A 14,528-nucleotide genomic window follows, 5' to 3' on the forward strand; every position below is an offset into this window, starting at 1 on the left:
CAACCTTGGACGCAATTCAAGGGGGACCGCTGGTCGTCGACCTGATGTCTCCGGCGTACCGACCTCTCACGTGAGATAGAGCGAGCCAATACGCACATCAAGCGTCCAGGTTACCGGGCGGGCGGGAAGCGGTCAAAAATCGGACGGCGAAGGCCACCCGAAGGCCCCCGCCGACCCCTCAGCGTTCGCGCTCCACCCGGCTCACGTCCCAGACCGGCTCGGGCGATTCGTAGACCCGGCCGTCCGCGCCGAACACCAGGTAGCGGTCGAAGGTCTTGGCGAACCAGCGGTCGTGGGTGACGCACAGCACGGTGCCGTCGAAGGCCTCCAGCCCGGCCTGCAGCGCCTCGGCGCTCTCCAGGTCCAGGTTGTCGGTCGGCTCGTCCAGCAACAGGGCCGTCACACCGGTGAGTTCGAGCTTGAGGATCATCAGCCGGGCCTGCTGCCCGCCGGACAGCGACTCGAACTTCTGCTCCTCCTGCCGGTCCAGCTCGTAGCGGCGCAGCGCGCTCATCGCGGCGCCGCGGCTGAGCGCGTGCTCCTCCTCGATGATCGAGCGCACCGTCCGGCCGAACAGCTCCGGATGGGCGTGGGTCTGCCGGAAGTGGCCGGGGACGACGCGGGCGCCGAGCTTCCAGCTGCCGGTGTGCGCGACGCTCTCGTCACCGGCCAGCAGCCGCAGGAAGTGCGACTTGCCGGAGCCGTTGGAGCCGAGCACGCCGACCCGCTCGCCGTAGAACACCTCCAGGTCGAAGGGCTTCATCAGGCCGGTGAGCTCCAGCCCCTCCACGGTGACGGCGCGGACGCCCGTCCGCCCGCCCTTGAGCCGCATGGAGATGCTCTGCTCGCGCGGCGGCGCCTCCGGCGGGCCGGCATCCTCGAACTTCTTCAGCCGGGTCTGGGCGGCGGCGTAGCGGGAGGCCATCTCGTGGCTGACGGACGCGGCCTGGCGCAGGTTGACGACCAGCCTCTTGAGCTTGGCGCGCTCCTCGTCCCAGCGGCGGCGCAGCTCCTCGAAGCGCTCGAAACGGGCCTTGCGGGCCTCGTGGAAGGTGTCGAAGCCGCCGCCGTGCACCCAGACGCTGCTGCCGGCCGCGCCGGTCTCGACGCTGATGATCTTGTCGGCGGTGCGGGAGAGCAGTTCGCGGTCGTGCGAGATGAACAGGACGGTCTTCGAGGTGGCCTTGACGGCCTCCTCCAGCCAGCGCTTGCCGGGGACGTCCAGGTAGTTGTCGGGCTCGTCGAGCAGCAGCACCTCCTCGGGGCCGCGCAGCAGCGCCTCCAGCACCAGTCGCTTCTGCTCGCCGCCCGAGAGGGTGTTCAGGCCACGCCACTGGGCCTTGTCGAAGGGCACCCCGAGGGCCGCCATGGTGCAGACGTCCCAGTCGGTCTCGTAGTCGTAGCCGCCGACGTCGGCCCAGTCGGAGAGCGACTGGGCGTAGGTCATCTGGGTCTTCTCGTCGTCCTGGGCGATCATCGCCAGCTCGGCGGCGTCCACCGCGCGGGCCGCGACGGCGATCCGCTCGGGGGCGACGGACACCAGCAGGTCGCGGACCGAGGCGTCCGGCGGCAGTGCGCCCGGGGTGGCCTGCTGGTCCTCGCGGCCGGTGGTGCCGACGAACTGGCGCATCACGCCGAGCCCGCCGCTGATCGTCACCGTGCCGCCGTGCGGCTGGATGTCCCCCGCGATCATCCGCAGCAGGGTGGTCTTGCCGGCCCCGTTGGCGCCGACCAGGGCGACCGCCGCGCCCTCACCGACCCGGAAGGACGCGTCGTCGAACAGCACCCGCCCGTCCGGCAGGTAGTACTCCAGGTGCGAAATCTCGACGTGTCCCATGCGGACGATTGTCCCAAGCCGGCGCGCCCGGCCAAAACGGATTACGCGACGGGCGGCTGACCGGGCAAGGTGCGCATCCGCCTGGCCTGCCGGTTCCGCTCGGCGAGCTGGTCGTCCGGCGGGTAGCCGACCTCCTCAAGGGTGAGCCCGTACGGCCGGATCACGTTGACGGCCGAGTTGCGGACCCCGCCGGCCAGCACCTCGCCCGGGAACTCCACCGGCCGGTGCCCGTCCCCGACCAGCAGCATCGCGCCGACCAGCGCCCGGACCATGTTGTGGCAGAACGCGTCGGCGCGGACGGTGGCGACCGCGAGCGTGCCCTCCTGGGCGGCGTAGGAGTCCACCGGGACACGGTCCCAGTGCAGCTCCAGCAGGGTGCGGATGGTGGTCGCGCCCTCGCGCTTCTTGCAGTACGCGGCGAAGTCGTGCTCGCCGAGCAGCAGTTCGGCGGCCGCGTTCATCCGGTCGACGTCCAGCGGGCGGTCGTGCCACAGCACGTGCCCGCGCAGCAGCGGGTCGACCCCGCCGGGGTGGTCGGCGACCCGGTAGGCGTACCGGCGCCAGATCGCCGAGAAGCGGGCGTCGAACCCGGCCGGGGCCTCGCCGACCCGGTAGATCCGGACGTCCCCGGACAGCCGGCCTGCCAGCCGGCGCAGCAGCTTCTCGCGGTGCGCCTCCCACAGGTCGACCGGCAGGTCGACGTGCGCGACCTGGCCGCGGGCGTGCACCCCGGCGTCGGTGCGGCCGGCCACGGTCAGCGGGAAGAGCTCCGGGCTGCGGGTGACGATCTGCAGCGCGGTCTCGATCTCCTCCTGGACCGTCCGGCGGCCGCCGCGCTGGCGGGCCCAGCCGGAGAACTCGGCGCCCTGGTAGGCGAGATCGAGCCGGACCCGGACGTACCCGTCGGCCGGGCCGTCCTTCACCGGCGGCTGCTCGGCGCAATCGTTGACCACTGCTTCTCTTCTCCCGCGATCGGTCCCGGCACAAGGGAACGGGCCCGCTCCCCCATCGCTGGGGAAGCGGGCCCGCAACACACCTGGAGGTGTCAGGCCTGCTCGGCGGCCTCGGCCTCGTCGGCCTTGGTCTCGACGGCGGCGGCCTCGTCGGCCTCCTTGACGGCACGCTTGGTGGCGGCCTCGGCCTCGCCGACCGCGGTCTGCGCGACGGTCAGCGCCTCGACCAGCTCGATCACGGCCATCGGGGCGTTGTCGCCACGACGGGGACCGATCTTGGTGATACGGGTGTAACCACCCGGGCGGTTCTCGTAGCGCGGCGCGATCTCGGTGAAGAGGGTGTGCAGCACCGAGATGTCGGTGATGGTCTTGCGCACCAGGCGACGGTTGTGGATGTCGCCCTTCTTCGCCTTGGTGATCAGCTTCTCCGCCAGCGGGCGCATCCGACGGGCCTTGGCCTCGGTCGTGGTGATGCGGCCGTACTGGAAGAGCTCCCGGCACAGACCGGCGAGCAGCAGCGGCTCGTGGTGCGGGCCGCCGCCGAGGCGGGCACCCTTGGTGGGACGCGGCATGGAATGACTCCTTGAATCTCCTACTGCGGCCGTACCAGGTACCGCAGCGGGCGTACGAGCACGGTGCCCGCACGACTTTCACGACGACGGAGGCGGTTCCGGAGAACCGCCTCCGCGGTCAAGTCTCTCAGTACTGCTCGGTCTCCGCGTAACCCGCGTCGTCCAGGTCGTCGGCGCCGAAGGCGTCGGCGGCCGCGGTCGGGTCGAACCCGGGCGGGCTGTCCTTGAGGGCCAGGCCCATGCCGGCCAGCTTCGCCTTGACCTCGTCGATCGACTTCGCACCAAAGTTGCGGATGTCGAGCAGGTCGGCCTCGGAGCGGGCGACGAGCTCACCCACGGTGTGGATGCCCTCGCGCTTGAGGCAGTTGTAGGAGCGGACGGTGAGCTCCAGCTCCTCGATCGGCAGCGCCAGGTCGGCGGCCAGGGCGGCGTCCGTCGGGGACGGGCCCATGTCGATGCCCTCGGCGTCGATGTTCAGCTCGCGGGCGAGGCCGAACAGCTCCACCAGGGTCTTGCCGGCCGAGGCCATGGCGTCGCGCGGACGCATGGCGGGCTTGGTCTCGACGTCGACGATCAGCTTGTCGAAGTCGGTCCGCTGCTCGACACGGGTGGCCTCGACCTTGTAGGTGACCTTCAGCACCGGGCTGTAGATCGAGTCGACCGGGATGCGGCCGATCTCCTGGCCGGAGGCCTTGTTCTGGACGGCGGAGACGTAGCCGCGACCGCGCTCGACGGTCAGCTCCATCTCCAGCTTGCCCTTGCCGTTCAGCGTGGCGAGGACCAGCTCCGGGTTGTGCACCTCGACACCCGCCGGCGGGGCGATGTCGGCGGCGGTGACGACACCCGGGCCCTGCTTGCGCAGGTACATCACGACCGGCTCGTCGTGCTCCGAGGAGACGACCAGCTGCTTGATGTTGAGGATGAGGTCGGTCACGTCCTCCTTGACGCCCGGCACGGTGGTGAACTCGTGCAGGACGCCGTCGATGCGGATGCTGGTGACAGCGGCACCCGGGATCGACGACAGGAGCGTGCGGCGCAGGGAGTTGCCGAGGGTGTAGCCGAAGCCCGGCTCCAGCGGCTCGATCACGAACCGCGAGCGGAACTCGTCGACGACCTCTTCGGTCAGCGAGGGGCGCTGAGCGATAAGCATGAGGGGTGTTCCTCCAGTTGTCTTCGGCACCCACTATTTGATGCCGACAGGACCAAGCGTACGGGGTCCCGCGAAAAACGGGACCCCGTACGAGGTTTAAAGCGTTACCCGCGAGCCCGAAGGCGCTGCGTCAGACGCGGCGGCGCTTCGGCGGACGGCAGCCGTTGTGCGGGGTGGGGGTGACGTCCTGGATCGAGCCGACCTCCAGGCCGGTGGCCTGGAGCGAACGGATCGCGGTCTCGCGGCCCGAGCCCGGACCCTTCACGAAGACGTCGACCTTGCGCATGCCGTGCTCCTGCGCGCGACGGGCAGCGGCCTCGGCGGCCATCTGCGCGGCGAACGGGGTGGACTTGCGCGAGCCCTTGAAGCCGACGTGGCCGGCGGAGGCCCAGGAGATCACGTTGCCCGAGGGGTCGGTGATCGAAACGATGGTGTTGTTGAACGTGCTCTTGATGTGCGCGTGGCCGTGAGCGACGTTCTTCTTTTCCTTGCGGCGGATCTTCTTCGCGCCGGCAGCCTGACGACCCTTGGGGGGCATAAGTCTGTTCTCCTACTGAGGTGGTCGGTCCGCTGACCCGCGGGCCGGAGGGATGTCCGGTTACGGGACGGACTACTTCTTGCCCGGCTTCTTCTTACCGGCGATCGCGCGACGCGGGCCCTTGCGGGTACGCGCGTTGGTGTGGGTGCGCTGGCCGCGGACCGGCAGGCCGCGACGGTGACGCAGACCCTCGTAGCAGCCGATCTCGACCTTGCGGCGGATGTCGGCGGCCACCTCACGGCGGAGGTCACCCTCGACCGTGTAGTTGGCGTCGATGTACTGGCCCAGCTTGACGAGGTCTTCCTCGGTGATGTCGCGAACGCGGACATCCGGGTTGACGCCGGTCTCGGCCAGGGTCTGCTGGGCGCGGGTACGGCCGATGCCGTACACGTACGTAAGGGCGATCTCGATCCGCTTCTCACGGGGGAGATCAACGCCGGCGAGGCGTGCCATTCAAGGCTCCTGTGTTTCTTCAGAGGTCTTGCGTGCTACCTACTCCGTCACCTCACGGTGAGGGAGCCCCGGCCTCTGACCGGGGGCGGCAGTCCGCCCTTTCACAAGGATGGATCGGGTAGCCCGCTTATGACGTTTTCGCGTCGCGCGAAGTACTACGAGAAATGCTGGGGAGAGATCAGCCCTGGCGCTGCTTGTGGCGCAGGTTGTCGCAGATCACCATGACCCGGCCGTGACGGCGGATCACCTTGCACTTGTCGCAGATCTTCTTGACGCTCGGCTTGACCTTCATGTTCAGGTTCTCCGGGTCTAGATCTGACGTTCTTACTTGTAGCGGTAGACGATCCGCCCGCGCGTGAGGTCGTAGGGGCTGAGCTCCACGACGACCCGGTCGTCCGGCAGGATGCGGATGTAGTGCATGCGCATCTTGCCACTGATGTGCGCGAGGACCTTGTGACCGTTCTGCAGCTCGACCTTGAACATCGCGTTCGGCAGAGACTCGATCACGGTGCCCTCGATCTCAATGGCGCCTTGCTTCTTAGCCATGAACTGCGAGATCCACCTTCCGGGACCGGCTACCGTATGCGGAACGCTCGTGCGAACCTGGGTTCACCCCGTCCCCGAGGGGAAGAGGGCGCGCTGAAGCACGCTACGAGTGAGCCGACGGTCCATCCTACGCCAGCGCGTCCGGTGGGCCAAAACGGGATCCCGGAACGCGGCCGCCGTCACACCCGAGCGGGTCACACCCGGGTGGTGACCGCCAGCGGCTCGACGTGGGCGGTGCAGGCCGAGCAGCGGCGGGCGGCCTCGGGGATCTCGGTCAGGCACTCGGGGCAGGGCCGCTTGGGGGTCTTCGGCTTCTTCGGCAGGTACCGCGCGGTCGCCTTGGTGATCGGCAGGACGACGCAGAAGTAGAGCACCGCCGCGGTCATCACGAAGGCGATCAGCACGTTCAGGAACTGGCCGTACGGGAAGGTCACCCCGGCGACCGTCGCCTTGTACGAGCTGAAGTCACCGGCCGCGCCGACCACCACACCGACCAGCGGAGTCAGGAAGGCGGACACGAAGCCGGTCACCACCGCGGTGAACGCGGCGCCGATGACCACACCGACCGCCATGTCGACCACGTTGCCGCGCATCATGAAGTCGCGGAATCCCTTGAGCACTGCTCTCTCCTGCCGATCGAAGCTGCTGAAGCCACTGCCAGCCGATAAAAATAGGACAAAAGCCCTGGAGGTCCAAACCTCCAGGGCTCTGATCCCTTGTCAGCGGCGGAAGTTGGCCGCTCAGCCGGCCACCGGCGGCCGGACAGGCCCTAGCCGAGCGGGTCCGGAGCAGCGGTGACGCCCAGCTTCGCGAGCTCCGCCTTGCCGCCGTCGAAGGCGGTCAGGACCAGCGGGCCCTCCTCGGTGACGGCCACCGAGTGCTCCCAGTGCGAGGCCCAGGTGCCGTCGTCGGTGACGACCGTCCAGTCGTCCTCCAGCACGGTGGTGTGCGGGGTGCCCAGCGAGACCATCGGCTCGATCGCCAGCACGGTGCCGGGGATCAGCTTCGGGCCCTTGCCGCGGCCGCGCTCGACGTAGTTCAGCACGTGCGGCTCCATGTGCATCGCGGTGCCGATGCCGTGGCCGCCGTAGCCCTCGGTGATGCCCCACTTGCCCTTGGGGGGCAGCGGCTGACGGCGGATGAAGCCCTCGATCGCCTTGGAGACGTCGACCAGGCGGTTGTTCTTCTTCATCTGGGCGATGCCGGCCCACATCGAGCCCTCGGTGACCCGGCTCAGCATCTCGACCTCGGGGCGGACCTCGCCGACCGCCACGGTGATCGCCGAGTCGCCGTGCCAGCCGTCCAGGATGGCGCCGCAGTCGATCGAGATGACGTCGCCCTCCTGGAGCACCCGGTCGCCGGGGATGCCGTGCACGACCTCGTTGTTCACCGAGGCGCAGATCACCCCCGGGAACCACAGGCCGCCGTGGTGGGCGCGGAAGTTGGAGGTCGCGCCATGGCCGGTGATGACCTTGTCCGCGATGTCGTTGAGCTCCTGGGTCGTCACCCCCGGAGCGACCGCCTCCCGGCAGGCCTTGAGCGCCTCGGCGACGACCAGCCCGGCCGCTCGCATCTTCGCGATCTGCTCGGGGGTCTTGATCTCCACCATCTGGTCACGCCTTCCACGTTCTGTTTGCCACTGCCTACCACCGTACGACGCCGTACGGCCGCGCCGCCCGGGATCGGGGAGCGCGGCCGTACGGCGTCGCCTGGAAACTCAGTTGTCCTGCTTCAGCGCCTCGATCGCGCGCCGGGTGACCTCGTCCACCTTGCCGAGGGCCGAGATCGTCGCCACCAGGCCCTGCTGGGCGTAGTAGTCGATGATCGGCTCGGTCTCCGTGTGGTAGACCTCCAGGCGCGTGCGCACCTTGTCCTCGGTGTCGTCCGAGCGCTGGTACAGCTCGCCGCCGCACTCGTCGCAGACGCCGTCGACCTTCGGCGGGTTGTAGTCCACGTGGAAGACGTGGCCACCGTCGTTGCGGCACAGGCGGCGGCCGGCGATCCGGCGGACGACCTCGTCCTCGGGGACCTCCAGGTCCAGCACGCCGTCCAGCTTGATGCCCTGCTCGGCGAGGAACTCGTCCAGCGCCTTGGCCTGGCCCAGGTTGCGGGGGAAGCCGTCGAGCAGGAAGCCGTTGGCGGCGTCATCCTGGAGCATGCGGTCCTTGGCCATCCCGATGGTGACCTCATCCGGCACCAGGCGGCCCGCGTCCATGTAGCTCTTGGCCTCGAGCCCCAGCGGGGTGCCCTGACCGATGTTGGCGCGGAACAGGTCGCCGGTGGAGATGTGGGGAATGGACAGGGTCTTGGCGAGCAAGTGCGCCTGAGTACCCTTCCCGGCCCCGGGAGGACCAACGAGGACGATACGCATCAGCGGAGGAACCCTTCGTAATTGCGCTGCTGGAGCTGGCTCTCGATCTGCTTCACAGTTTCGAGTCCGACGCCGACGACGATGAGCACGCTGGTGCCGCCGAACGGGAAGTTGGTCTGCTGTCCGAAGGCGACCAGGGCGATCATCGGGATCAACGCGATCAGGCCCAGGTAGAGCGAACCCGGCCACGTGATTCGGGTCAGCACGTAGTTCAGGTACTCGGCCGTCGGTCGGCCGGCCCGGATGCCCGGGATGAAGCCACCATACTTCTTCATATTGTCGGCAACTTCTTCGGGGTTGAAGGAGATGGCGACGTAGAAGAAGGCGAAGAAGACGATCAGCAGGAAGTAGGTGGCCATGTAGATCGGGTGGTCACCCTTGACGAAGTTCGTCCGGATCCACGTGGCCCAGCCCGCCTGGCTGTTGGTCAGCTGGACCACCAGGGCCGGGATGTACAGCAGCGACGAGGCGAAGATGACCGGGATGACACCGGCCTGGTTCACCTTGAGCGGGATGTAGGTCGAGGTTCCGCCGAACGCCCGCCGGCCGATCATCCGCTTCGCGTACTGGACCGGGATCCGGCGCTGGGCCTGCTCCACGAAGATGACCAGCATCACGACGATGACGCCGACCGCGACCACGGACAGGAACTCGACCCAGCCGCCGCCGATCTTGCCGGAGCCCTTGATCGCCCACATCGAGGACGGGAACTGCGCCGCGATCGAGGTGAAGATCAGCAGCGACATGCCGTTGCCGATGCCGCGGTCGGTGATCAGCTCGCCCAGCCACATGATCACCGTGGTGCCGGCGGTCATCGTGATCACCATGACGGCGATCCGGAAGACACCGGTGTCCGGCACGATCTGGTTGGCCACGGGGCAGCCCGAGAACAGTGCGCCGCTGGAGGCCGTCGCCACGATGCCGGTGCCCTGGAGCACGGCGAGTGCGATGGTCAGGTAGCGGGTGTACTGGGTGATCTTCGCTGTGCCGGCCTGGCCCTCCTTCTTCAGCGCCTCCAGTCGCGGGATCACGACCGTGAGGAGCTGGAGGATGATGCTCGCGGTGATGTACGGCATGATGCCGAGCGCGAAGATCGTCAGCTGGAGGAGCGCGCCACCGCTGAACAGGTTGACGAGCCCGAAGAGGCCGTTGTTCTTGGTCTCCTTCACACACTCGTTCACGGCCGTGAAGCTCACGCCGGGGATCGGGATGTGCGAGCCCAGCCGGAACAGCACCATGATGCCCAGCGTGAACAGCAGCTTCTTGCGCAGGTCGGGCGTCTGGAACGCCCGCGCGAACGCACTGAGCACGGTGCCTCCTGCGCCTCCCGCACGTCGTCGGCGGGAGGGTCGGTCCTGAATGGGAGTTTGGCGGTACGGGCTCCCGTACGGACGGCACAGGCGAGCCTATGCGCAGCCTACAAGGGAACTCCACGGACTCTAACAGTGCGCAGCCACTCGGAAGAAGCGCGTACGGCCCCTCCCCCACTCACGGGGTACGGGATGCCCGGTTTTGCCACACAAAAGAACGAGCGCCCGTCAACCGGACGCCCGGAAAACGCGCGAGCCCCGCACCTCCCGAAGGAGGTGCGGGGCTCGCACCGAAGTCAGCGGGCTCAGACGAGCTCGGTGACGGTACCGCCGGCGGCGGTGATCTTCTCGGCGGCGGAGCCGGAGACGGCGTCGACCGTCACCTGCAGCGCAACCGAGATCTCGCCGGTGCCGAGCACCTTGACGAGGGAGTTCTTGCGAACCGCGCCCTTGGCGACCAGGTCCTCGACGGTGACCTCTCCACCCTGCGGGTAGAGCTCGGCCAGCTTGTCGAGGTTGACGACCTGGAACGTGATCTTGAACGGGTTCTTGAAGCCCTTCAGCTTCGGCAGGCGCATGTGGAGCGGCATCTGGCCACCCTCGAAGCGCTGCGGAACCTGGTAGCGGGCCTTGGTGCCCTTGGTACCACGACCGGCGGTCTTACCCTTGGAGCCCTCACCACGACCCACGCGGATCTTGTCGGTCTTGGCACCCGGGGCGGGCCGCAGGTTGTGGATCTTGATCGGGTTGTCGCCCATGATCAGTCCACCTCCTCAACCGTCACCAGGTGACGGACCGTGTGGGCCATCCCGCGAATCTCGGGACGGTCCTCCTTGACCACCACGTCGTGCATGCGCTTGAGACCAAGCGAACGCAGGGTGTCGCGGTGGTTCTGCTTGCTGCCGATGTACGACTTGGTCTGCGTGATCTTCAGGCGAGCCATCAGGCGCTCACCCCTGCAGCACGAGCCCGCAGCAGAGCGGCGGGAGCCACGTCCTCCAGCGGCAGGCCACGGCGGGCGGCGATCTCCTCGGGGCGCACGAGGCCCTTCAGAGCGGCCACGGTGGCGTGCACGATGTTGATCGCGTTGTCCGAGCCGAGCGACTTCGACAGGATGTCGTGGATGCCGGCGCACTCCAGGACGGCGCGCACCGGACCACCGGCGATAACACCGGTACCGGGGGCGGCGGGCTTCAGCAGCACGACGCCGGCGGCCTTCTCACCCTGGATCGGGTGCGGGATGGTGCCCTGGATACGGGGGACCTTGAAGAAGTTCTTCTTGGCCTCCTCAACACCCTTGGCGATGGCGGCCGGAACCTCCTTCGCCTTCCCGTAACCGACACCCACGGTGCCCTCGCCATCGCCCACCACGACCAGCGCGGTGAAGCTGAAGCGACGACCACCCTTGACAACCTTGGCGACACGGTTGATCGCGACGACGCGCTCGACGTAAGCGGTCTTCTCGACGGCGGGGGCGTTGCCCCGGTCGTCACGCTTACGGTCGCGCCGCTCGCCACCGGTGCCGCCACCGGCGCCGCTACCGCGGCGCTGGGGTCCAGCCATTGGATTTACCTCTCTCGTTTACGTCCGTCGACAGAGTCGACGAGCGGCTTAGAAGTCGAGCCCGGCCTCACGGGCCGCGTCCGCCAGGGCGGCGATGCGGCCGGCGTACCGGTTGCCCGCGCGGTCGAAGACGACCGCCTCGATGCCGGCGGCCTTGGCGCGCTCGGCGACCAGGCTCCCGACCTTCTTGGCCAGCTCGGTCTTGTCGCCCTCGGCGCCCTTGATGGACACGTCGAGGGTGGACGCCGACGCCAGGGTGTGACCCTTGGCGTCGTCGATGACCTGGGCGACCATGTGACGGTTCGAGCGCGTCACAACGAGGCGCGGACGCACCTCGGTGCCGACGACGCGCTTGCGAACGCGGATCGCGCGGCGCTTGCGAGCGGCGCTCTTGTAGGCGTTGCCCTTGCCGATCTTGACAGAGACGCTCATCGCTTACTTACCACTCTTTCCGACCTTGCGGCGGATGACCTCGCCCGCGTACTTGACGCCCTTGGCCTTGTACGGGTCGGGCTTGCGCAGCTTGCGGATCTTCGCGGCGACCTCGCCGACCTTCTGCTTGTCGATGCCGTCCACGTGGAACTTGGTGGGCGACTCGACGACGAAGGTGATGCCCTCCGGCGCGGGGACCAGGATCGGGTGGCTGTAGCCGAGCGAGAACTCCATGTCGGAGCCCTTCGCCGCGACGCGGTAGCCAACACCGCTGATCTCCAGCGACTTGCGGTAGCCCGCGGTCACGCCGGTGATCATGTTCGCCACCAGCGTGCGGGTCAGGCCGTGCAGGGCCTTCGACTGACGCTCGTCGTTGGGGCGGGTGACGGCCAGAGTGCCGTCCTCGCCCTTGCCGATCTCGATCGGCGCGGCGACGACGTGGGTGAGCGAGCCCTTCGGGCCCTTCACCGAGACCGCCTGGCCATCGATGGTGACGTCCACGCCGGCGGGAACCGGGATGGGCAGCCGTCCAATGCGCGACATTGCTGTACCTCCGTTTCCCGAATTACCAGACGTAGGCGAGAACTTCTCCGCCTACGCCCTTCTTGGCAGCCTGCTTGTCGGTGAGGAGACCCGAGGACGTGGAGATGATCGCCACGCCCAGGCCGCCGAGCACCTTCGGCAGGTTGGTGGACTTTGCGTAAACGCGCAGACCCGGCTTGCTGATGCGCTTGATGCCGGCGATGGAGCGCTCACGGTTGGGGCCGAACTTGAGCTCGATGGTCAGCTTCTTGCCGACCTCGCCCTCGACGGGCTCCTCAACCTTGTAGGAGGAGATGTACCCCTCCTGCTGCAGGATCTGGGCGACGTGCGCCTTGATCTTGCTGGCCGGCATCGCCACGGTGTCGTGGTACGCCGAGTTCGCGTTACGCAGACGCGTGAGCATGTCTGCGATGGGGTCGGTCATGGTCATGATGGCCTCAGGCCTCTCTCGCCATGGTTTCTCCGCGCCAGGTCCCCCTGTCGCACTCTTCCGAGTGCGCCAAGGGCACAAGCGCAGGGGACCTACGACGTAGTAAGACTGGGTGCGAGCCCTCTCGGAAGAGGACCACGGGCATCCATGGGGAAGCCGTGGCGGGGGGCCCGACCCCACAACCTTACGGGATTCCGCAAGGAGGCCCAAAACGAGCCGATGTGGGATCGGGCACCTCTGCTTCGCTGGCTGTGCCTAGAGCAGCGGCCCTCTACAGGGAGAGGACTACCAGGAGCTCTTGGTCACGCCCGGCAGCTCGCCGCGGTGCGCCATCTCACGGAGGCACACACGGCACAGGCCGAACTTGCGGTACACCGAGTGCGGACGGCCGCAGCGCTGGCACCGGGTGTAGGCCCGGACGCCGAACTTCGGCTTGCGCTCGGACTTCGCGATGAGGGACTTCTTCGCCATTGGCTCACGCCTCCTTGAACGGGAAGCCCAGAGCGCGCAGGAGCGCCCGGCCCTCGTCGTCGGTCTGAGCGGTGGTCACGACGGTGATGTCCATACCGCGCTGACGGTCGACCTTGTCCTGGTCGATCTCGTGGAACATAACCTGCTCGGTCAGACCGAAGGTGTAGTTGCCACGGCCGTCGAACTGCTTCGGGGAGAGGCCACGGAAGTCACGGATACGCGGCAGGGCCAGCGACACCAGACGGTCCAGGAACTCCCACATGCGGTCACCACGGAGGGTGACGTGGGTGCCGATCGGCTGGCCCTCGCGCAGCTTGAACTGCGCGATGGACTTACGGGCCTTGGTCACGGCCGGCTTCTGACCGGTGATCGCGGTCAGGTCGCGGATCGCGCCCTCGATCAGCTTGCTGTCACGGGCGGCCTCGCCGACACCCATGTTGACCACGACCTTGACCAGGCCGGGGATCAGCATGACGTTCTCGTACGAGAACTGCTCGTGCAGCTGACCCTTGATCTCGGAGTTGTAACGCTCCTTGAGACGGGGGGTCACCTTCTCAACAGTCGTCTCAGACATCAGATGTCCTCACCGGTTCGCTTGGCAACGCGGATCTTGTTGCCCTCGTCGTCGAAGCGGTAGCCAACGCGGGTGACGACCTTCTTGCCGTCCTTCTCCACGACCAGCTGGACGTTGGAGACGTGCACCGGGGCCTCAACGGTGACGATGCCACCCTGGGTGCCCGGACCCGGCTTGGTGTGCTTCTTGACCCGGTTCACACCCTCGACCAGGACCTTGTTCTCAGCCGGCATGGCCTGAATGACCTTGCCCTGCTTGCCCTTGTCCTTGCCGGTGATGACCTGAACCAGGTCACCCTTCTTGATCTTCATGCTGTTCGCCATGGGTTAGAGCACCTCCGGCGCCAGCGAGATGATCTTCATGAACTTCTTGTCGCGCAGCTCGCGGCCGACCGGGCCGAAGATGCGGGTGCCACGGGGGTCACCCTCGGTGTTCTTCAGCACGACAGCGGCGTTCTCGTCGAAGCGGATGTACGAGCCATCCGGACGACGACGCTCCTTGACGGTGCGGACGACGACGCACTTGACGACGTCACCCTTCTTCACCGAACCACCGGGGATCGCGTCCTTGACGGTCGCGACGATGACGTCCCCGATACCGGCGTAGCGGCGACCGGAACCACCGAGAACACGGATGCAAAGGATTTCCTTGGCACCAGTGTTGTCGGCGACACGCAGTCGCGACTCCTGCTGGATCACAGCTTTCTCCTGATCGTCAACGAGAGTCGACGGGCCGGCCGCTGCTCACACCGGCGTCCCCTGGGGGACCCTGTGCACATACGGCCG

Annotated in this window: 22 protein-coding genes; all 22 read right to left on the bottom strand. The window is 67.7% G+C overall.

Going from position 1 to position 14,528, the window contains the following annotated elements; all coding sequences use genetic code 11:
- Positions 1 to 178 precede the first annotated feature (178 nt).
- The 22 genes from ACIO5E_RS25900 to rplN all read right to left on the bottom strand — a co-directional run bounded on the left by ACIO5E_RS25900 (position 179) and on the right by rplN (position 14,441).
- Complete coding sequence (locus ACIO5E_RS25900; RefSeq protein ID WP_400672027.1) at positions 179 to 1,837, bottom strand: ABC-F family ATP-binding cassette domain-containing protein; 1,659 nt, start codon at positions 1,835 to 1,837, stop codon at positions 179 to 181.
- Positions 1,838 to 1,878: 41 nt separating this feature from the next.
- The gene (gene truA / locus ACIO5E_RS25905) at positions 1,879 to 2,790 is read right to left on the bottom strand and encodes a tRNA pseudouridine(38-40) synthase TruA (RefSeq protein WP_400672029.1); all 912 of its coding nucleotides are present in this window, start codon (positions 2,788 to 2,790) and stop codon (positions 1,879 to 1,881) included.
- A gap of 92 nt (positions 2,791 to 2,882) precedes the next feature.
- A complete protein-coding gene (gene rplQ / locus ACIO5E_RS25910) occupies positions 2,883 to 3,362 on the bottom strand; it encodes a 50S ribosomal protein L17 (protein WP_359897505.1) in 480 nt (159 codons plus the stop codon).
- Positions 3,363 to 3,489: 127 nt separating this feature from the next.
- A complete protein-coding gene (locus ACIO5E_RS25915; RefSeq protein ID WP_030055844.1) occupies positions 3,490 to 4,512 on the bottom strand; it encodes a DNA-directed RNA polymerase subunit alpha in 1,023 nt (340 codons plus the stop codon).
- A 130-nt stretch (positions 4,513 to 4,642) separates the two neighbouring features.
- A complete protein-coding gene (gene rpsK / locus ACIO5E_RS25920; RefSeq protein WP_014136257.1) occupies positions 4,643 to 5,050 on the bottom strand; it encodes a 30S ribosomal protein S11 in 408 nt (135 codons plus the stop codon).
- A 72-nt stretch (positions 5,051 to 5,122) separates the two neighbouring features.
- Entirely contained in the window at positions 5,123 to 5,503 is a 381-nt protein-coding gene (gene rpsM, locus ACIO5E_RS25925) for a 30S ribosomal protein S13 (protein WP_148644398.1), read from the bottom strand.
- Between the two features lie 178 nt (positions 5,504 to 5,681).
- Positions 5,682 to 5,795 (bottom strand): 50S ribosomal protein L36, encoded by a 114-nt coding sequence (gene rpmJ, locus ACIO5E_RS25930; RefSeq protein WP_003956441.1) that lies wholly within the window; start codon positions 5,793 to 5,795, stop codon positions 5,682 to 5,684.
- A gap of 32 nt (positions 5,796 to 5,827) precedes the next feature.
- Positions 5,828 to 6,049: a translation initiation factor IF-1 gene (gene infA / locus ACIO5E_RS25935; RefSeq protein WP_003956442.1), complete on the bottom strand. Its 222-nt coding sequence runs from the start codon at positions 6,047 to 6,049 to the stop codon at positions 5,828 to 5,830.
- A gap of 194 nt (positions 6,050 to 6,243) precedes the next feature.
- Positions 6,244 to 6,669, bottom strand: a complete 426-nt coding sequence (gene mscL / locus ACIO5E_RS25940) for a large conductance mechanosensitive channel protein MscL (protein ID WP_280675117.1) — start codon at positions 6,667 to 6,669, stop codon at positions 6,244 to 6,246.
- Positions 6,670 to 6,818: 149 nt separating this feature from the next.
- Entirely contained in the window at positions 6,819 to 7,658 is an 840-nt protein-coding gene (gene map, locus ACIO5E_RS25945) for a type I methionyl aminopeptidase (RefSeq protein ID WP_280675119.1), read from the bottom strand.
- 108 nt (positions 7,659 to 7,766) lie between these two features.
- Positions 7,767 to 8,420, bottom strand: coding sequence for an adenylate kinase (locus ACIO5E_RS25950; RefSeq protein WP_280675121.1), 654 nt, complete (start codon positions 8,418 to 8,420; stop codon positions 7,767 to 7,769).
- A complete protein-coding gene (secY, locus tag ACIO5E_RS25955; RefSeq protein WP_400672043.1) occupies positions 8,420 to 9,730 on the bottom strand; it encodes a preprotein translocase subunit SecY in 1,311 nt (436 codons plus the stop codon). The genes ACIO5E_RS25950 and secY overlap by 1 nt, the downstream gene beginning before the upstream one ends.
- Positions 9,731 to 10,035: 305 nt before the next feature.
- On the bottom strand, positions 10,036 to 10,488 hold the full coding sequence (gene rplO / locus ACIO5E_RS25960; protein WP_255752515.1) for a 50S ribosomal protein L15: 453 nt from the start codon (positions 10,486 to 10,488) through the stop codon (positions 10,036 to 10,038).
- Between the two features lie 2 nt (positions 10,489 to 10,490).
- Complete coding sequence (rpmD, locus tag ACIO5E_RS25965) at positions 10,491 to 10,673, bottom strand: 50S ribosomal protein L30 (RefSeq protein ID WP_030055835.1); 183 nt, start codon at positions 10,671 to 10,673, stop codon at positions 10,491 to 10,493.
- Positions 10,673 to 11,293 carry a 30S ribosomal protein S5 gene (gene rpsE / locus ACIO5E_RS25970; protein WP_350573992.1) on the bottom strand — a complete coding sequence of 207 codons (621 nt, stop codon included), beginning with the start codon at positions 11,291 to 11,293 and terminating at the stop codon, positions 10,673 to 10,675. Before rpsE ends, rpmD begins: the two co-directional genes overlap by 1 nt.
- Before the next feature lie 48 nt (positions 11,294 to 11,341).
- A complete protein-coding gene (gene rplR, locus ACIO5E_RS25975; protein ID WP_030232494.1) occupies positions 11,342 to 11,725 on the bottom strand; it encodes a 50S ribosomal protein L18 in 384 nt (127 codons plus the stop codon).
- Positions 11,726 to 11,728: 3 nt separating this feature from the next.
- Positions 11,729 to 12,268 carry a 50S ribosomal protein L6 gene (rplF, locus tag ACIO5E_RS25980; protein ID WP_400672049.1) on the bottom strand — a complete coding sequence of 180 codons (540 nt, stop codon included), beginning with the start codon at positions 12,266 to 12,268 and terminating at the stop codon, positions 11,729 to 11,731.
- A 22-nt stretch (positions 12,269 to 12,290) separates the two neighbouring features.
- Positions 12,291 to 12,698, bottom strand: coding sequence for a 30S ribosomal protein S8 (rpsH, locus tag ACIO5E_RS25985; RefSeq protein WP_030232489.1), 408 nt, complete (start codon positions 12,696 to 12,698; stop codon positions 12,291 to 12,293).
- Between the two features lie 285 nt (positions 12,699 to 12,983).
- On the bottom strand, positions 12,984 to 13,169 hold the full coding sequence (locus tag ACIO5E_RS25990; RefSeq protein WP_030055830.1) for a type Z 30S ribosomal protein S14: 186 nt from the start codon (positions 13,167 to 13,169) through the stop codon (positions 12,984 to 12,986).
- 4 nt (positions 13,170 to 13,173) lie between these two features.
- Positions 13,174 to 13,743, bottom strand: coding sequence for a 50S ribosomal protein L5 (gene rplE, locus ACIO5E_RS25995; protein WP_196949335.1), 570 nt, complete (start codon positions 13,741 to 13,743; stop codon positions 13,174 to 13,176).
- Complete coding sequence (gene rplX, locus ACIO5E_RS26000) at positions 13,743 to 14,054, bottom strand: 50S ribosomal protein L24 (RefSeq protein ID WP_030232484.1); 312 nt, start codon at positions 14,052 to 14,054, stop codon at positions 13,743 to 13,745. The genes rplE and rplX overlap by 1 nt, the downstream gene beginning before the upstream one ends.
- A gap of 15 nt (positions 14,055 to 14,069) precedes the next feature.
- A complete protein-coding gene (gene rplN / locus ACIO5E_RS26005) occupies positions 14,070 to 14,441 on the bottom strand; it encodes a 50S ribosomal protein L14 (RefSeq protein ID WP_030232481.1) in 372 nt (123 codons plus the stop codon).
- Positions 14,442 to 14,528: the final 87 nt, after the last annotated feature.

This window comes from Kitasatospora sp. NPDC087314, from assembly GCF_044744365.1.
GTDB lineage: Bacteria > Actinomycetota > Actinomycetes > Streptomycetales > Streptomycetaceae > Kitasatospora.

Excerpts from the sequence above, each read along its gene's own strand:
- ACIO5E_RS25900 (WP_400672027.1), bottom strand. The coding sequence starts at position 1,837 with ATGGGACACGTCGAGATTTCGCACCTGGAGTACTACCTGCCGGACGGG.
- rplQ (WP_359897505.1), bottom strand. The coding sequence starts at position 3,362 with ATGCCGCGTCCCACCAAGGGTGCCCGCCTCGGCGGCGGCCCGCACCAC.
- ACIO5E_RS25915 (WP_030055844.1), bottom strand. The coding sequence starts at position 4,512 with ATGCTTATCGCTCAGCGCCCCTCGCTGACCGAAGAGGTCGTCGACGAG.
- rpsK (WP_014136257.1), bottom strand. The coding sequence starts at position 5,050 with ATGCCCCCCAAGGGTCGTCAGGCTGCCGGCGCGAAGAAGATCCGCCGC.
- rpsM (WP_148644398.1), bottom strand. The coding sequence starts at position 5,503 with ATGGCACGCCTCGCCGGCGTTGATCTCCCCCGTGAGAAGCGGATCGAG.
- rpmJ (WP_003956441.1), bottom strand. The coding sequence starts at position 5,795 with ATGAAGGTCAAGCCGAGCGTCAAGAAGATCTGCGACAAGTGCAAGGTG.
- infA (WP_003956442.1), bottom strand. The coding sequence starts at position 6,049 with ATGGCTAAGAAGCAAGGCGCCATTGAGATCGAGGGCACCGTGATCGAG.
- map (WP_280675119.1), bottom strand. The coding sequence starts at position 7,658 with ATGGTGGAGATCAAGACCCCCGAGCAGATCGCGAAGATGCGAGCGGCC.
- ACIO5E_RS25950 (WP_280675121.1), bottom strand. The coding sequence starts at position 8,420 with ATGCGTATCGTCCTCGTTGGTCCTCCCGGGGCCGGGAAGGGTACTCAG.
- rplO (WP_255752515.1), bottom strand. The coding sequence starts at position 10,488 with ATGGGCGACAACCCGATCAAGATCCACAACCTGCGGCCCGCCCCGGGT.
- rpmD (WP_030055835.1), bottom strand. The coding sequence starts at position 10,673 with ATGGCTCGCCTGAAGATCACGCAGACCAAGTCGTACATCGGCAGCAAG.
- rpsE (WP_350573992.1), bottom strand. The coding sequence starts at position 11,293 with ATGGCTGGACCCCAGCGCCGCGGTAGCGGCGCCGGTGGCGGCACCGGT.
- rplR (WP_030232494.1), bottom strand. The coding sequence starts at position 11,725 with ATGAGCGTCTCTGTCAAGATCGGCAAGGGCAACGCCTACAAGAGCGCC.
- rplF (WP_400672049.1), bottom strand. The coding sequence starts at position 12,268 with ATGTCGCGCATTGGACGGCTGCCCATCCCGGTTCCCGCCGGCGTGGAC.
- rpsH (WP_030232489.1), bottom strand. The coding sequence starts at position 12,698 with ATGACCATGACCGACCCCATCGCAGACATGCTCACGCGTCTGCGTAAC.
- ACIO5E_RS25990 (WP_030055830.1), bottom strand. The coding sequence starts at position 13,169 with ATGGCGAAGAAGTCCCTCATCGCGAAGTCCGAGCGCAAGCCGAAGTTC.
- rplE (WP_196949335.1), bottom strand. The coding sequence starts at position 13,743 with ATGTCTGAGACGACTGTTGAGAAGGTGACCCCCCGTCTCAAGGAGCGT.
- rplX (WP_030232484.1), bottom strand. The coding sequence starts at position 14,054 with ATGAAGATCAAGAAGGGTGACCTGGTTCAGGTCATCACCGGCAAGGAC.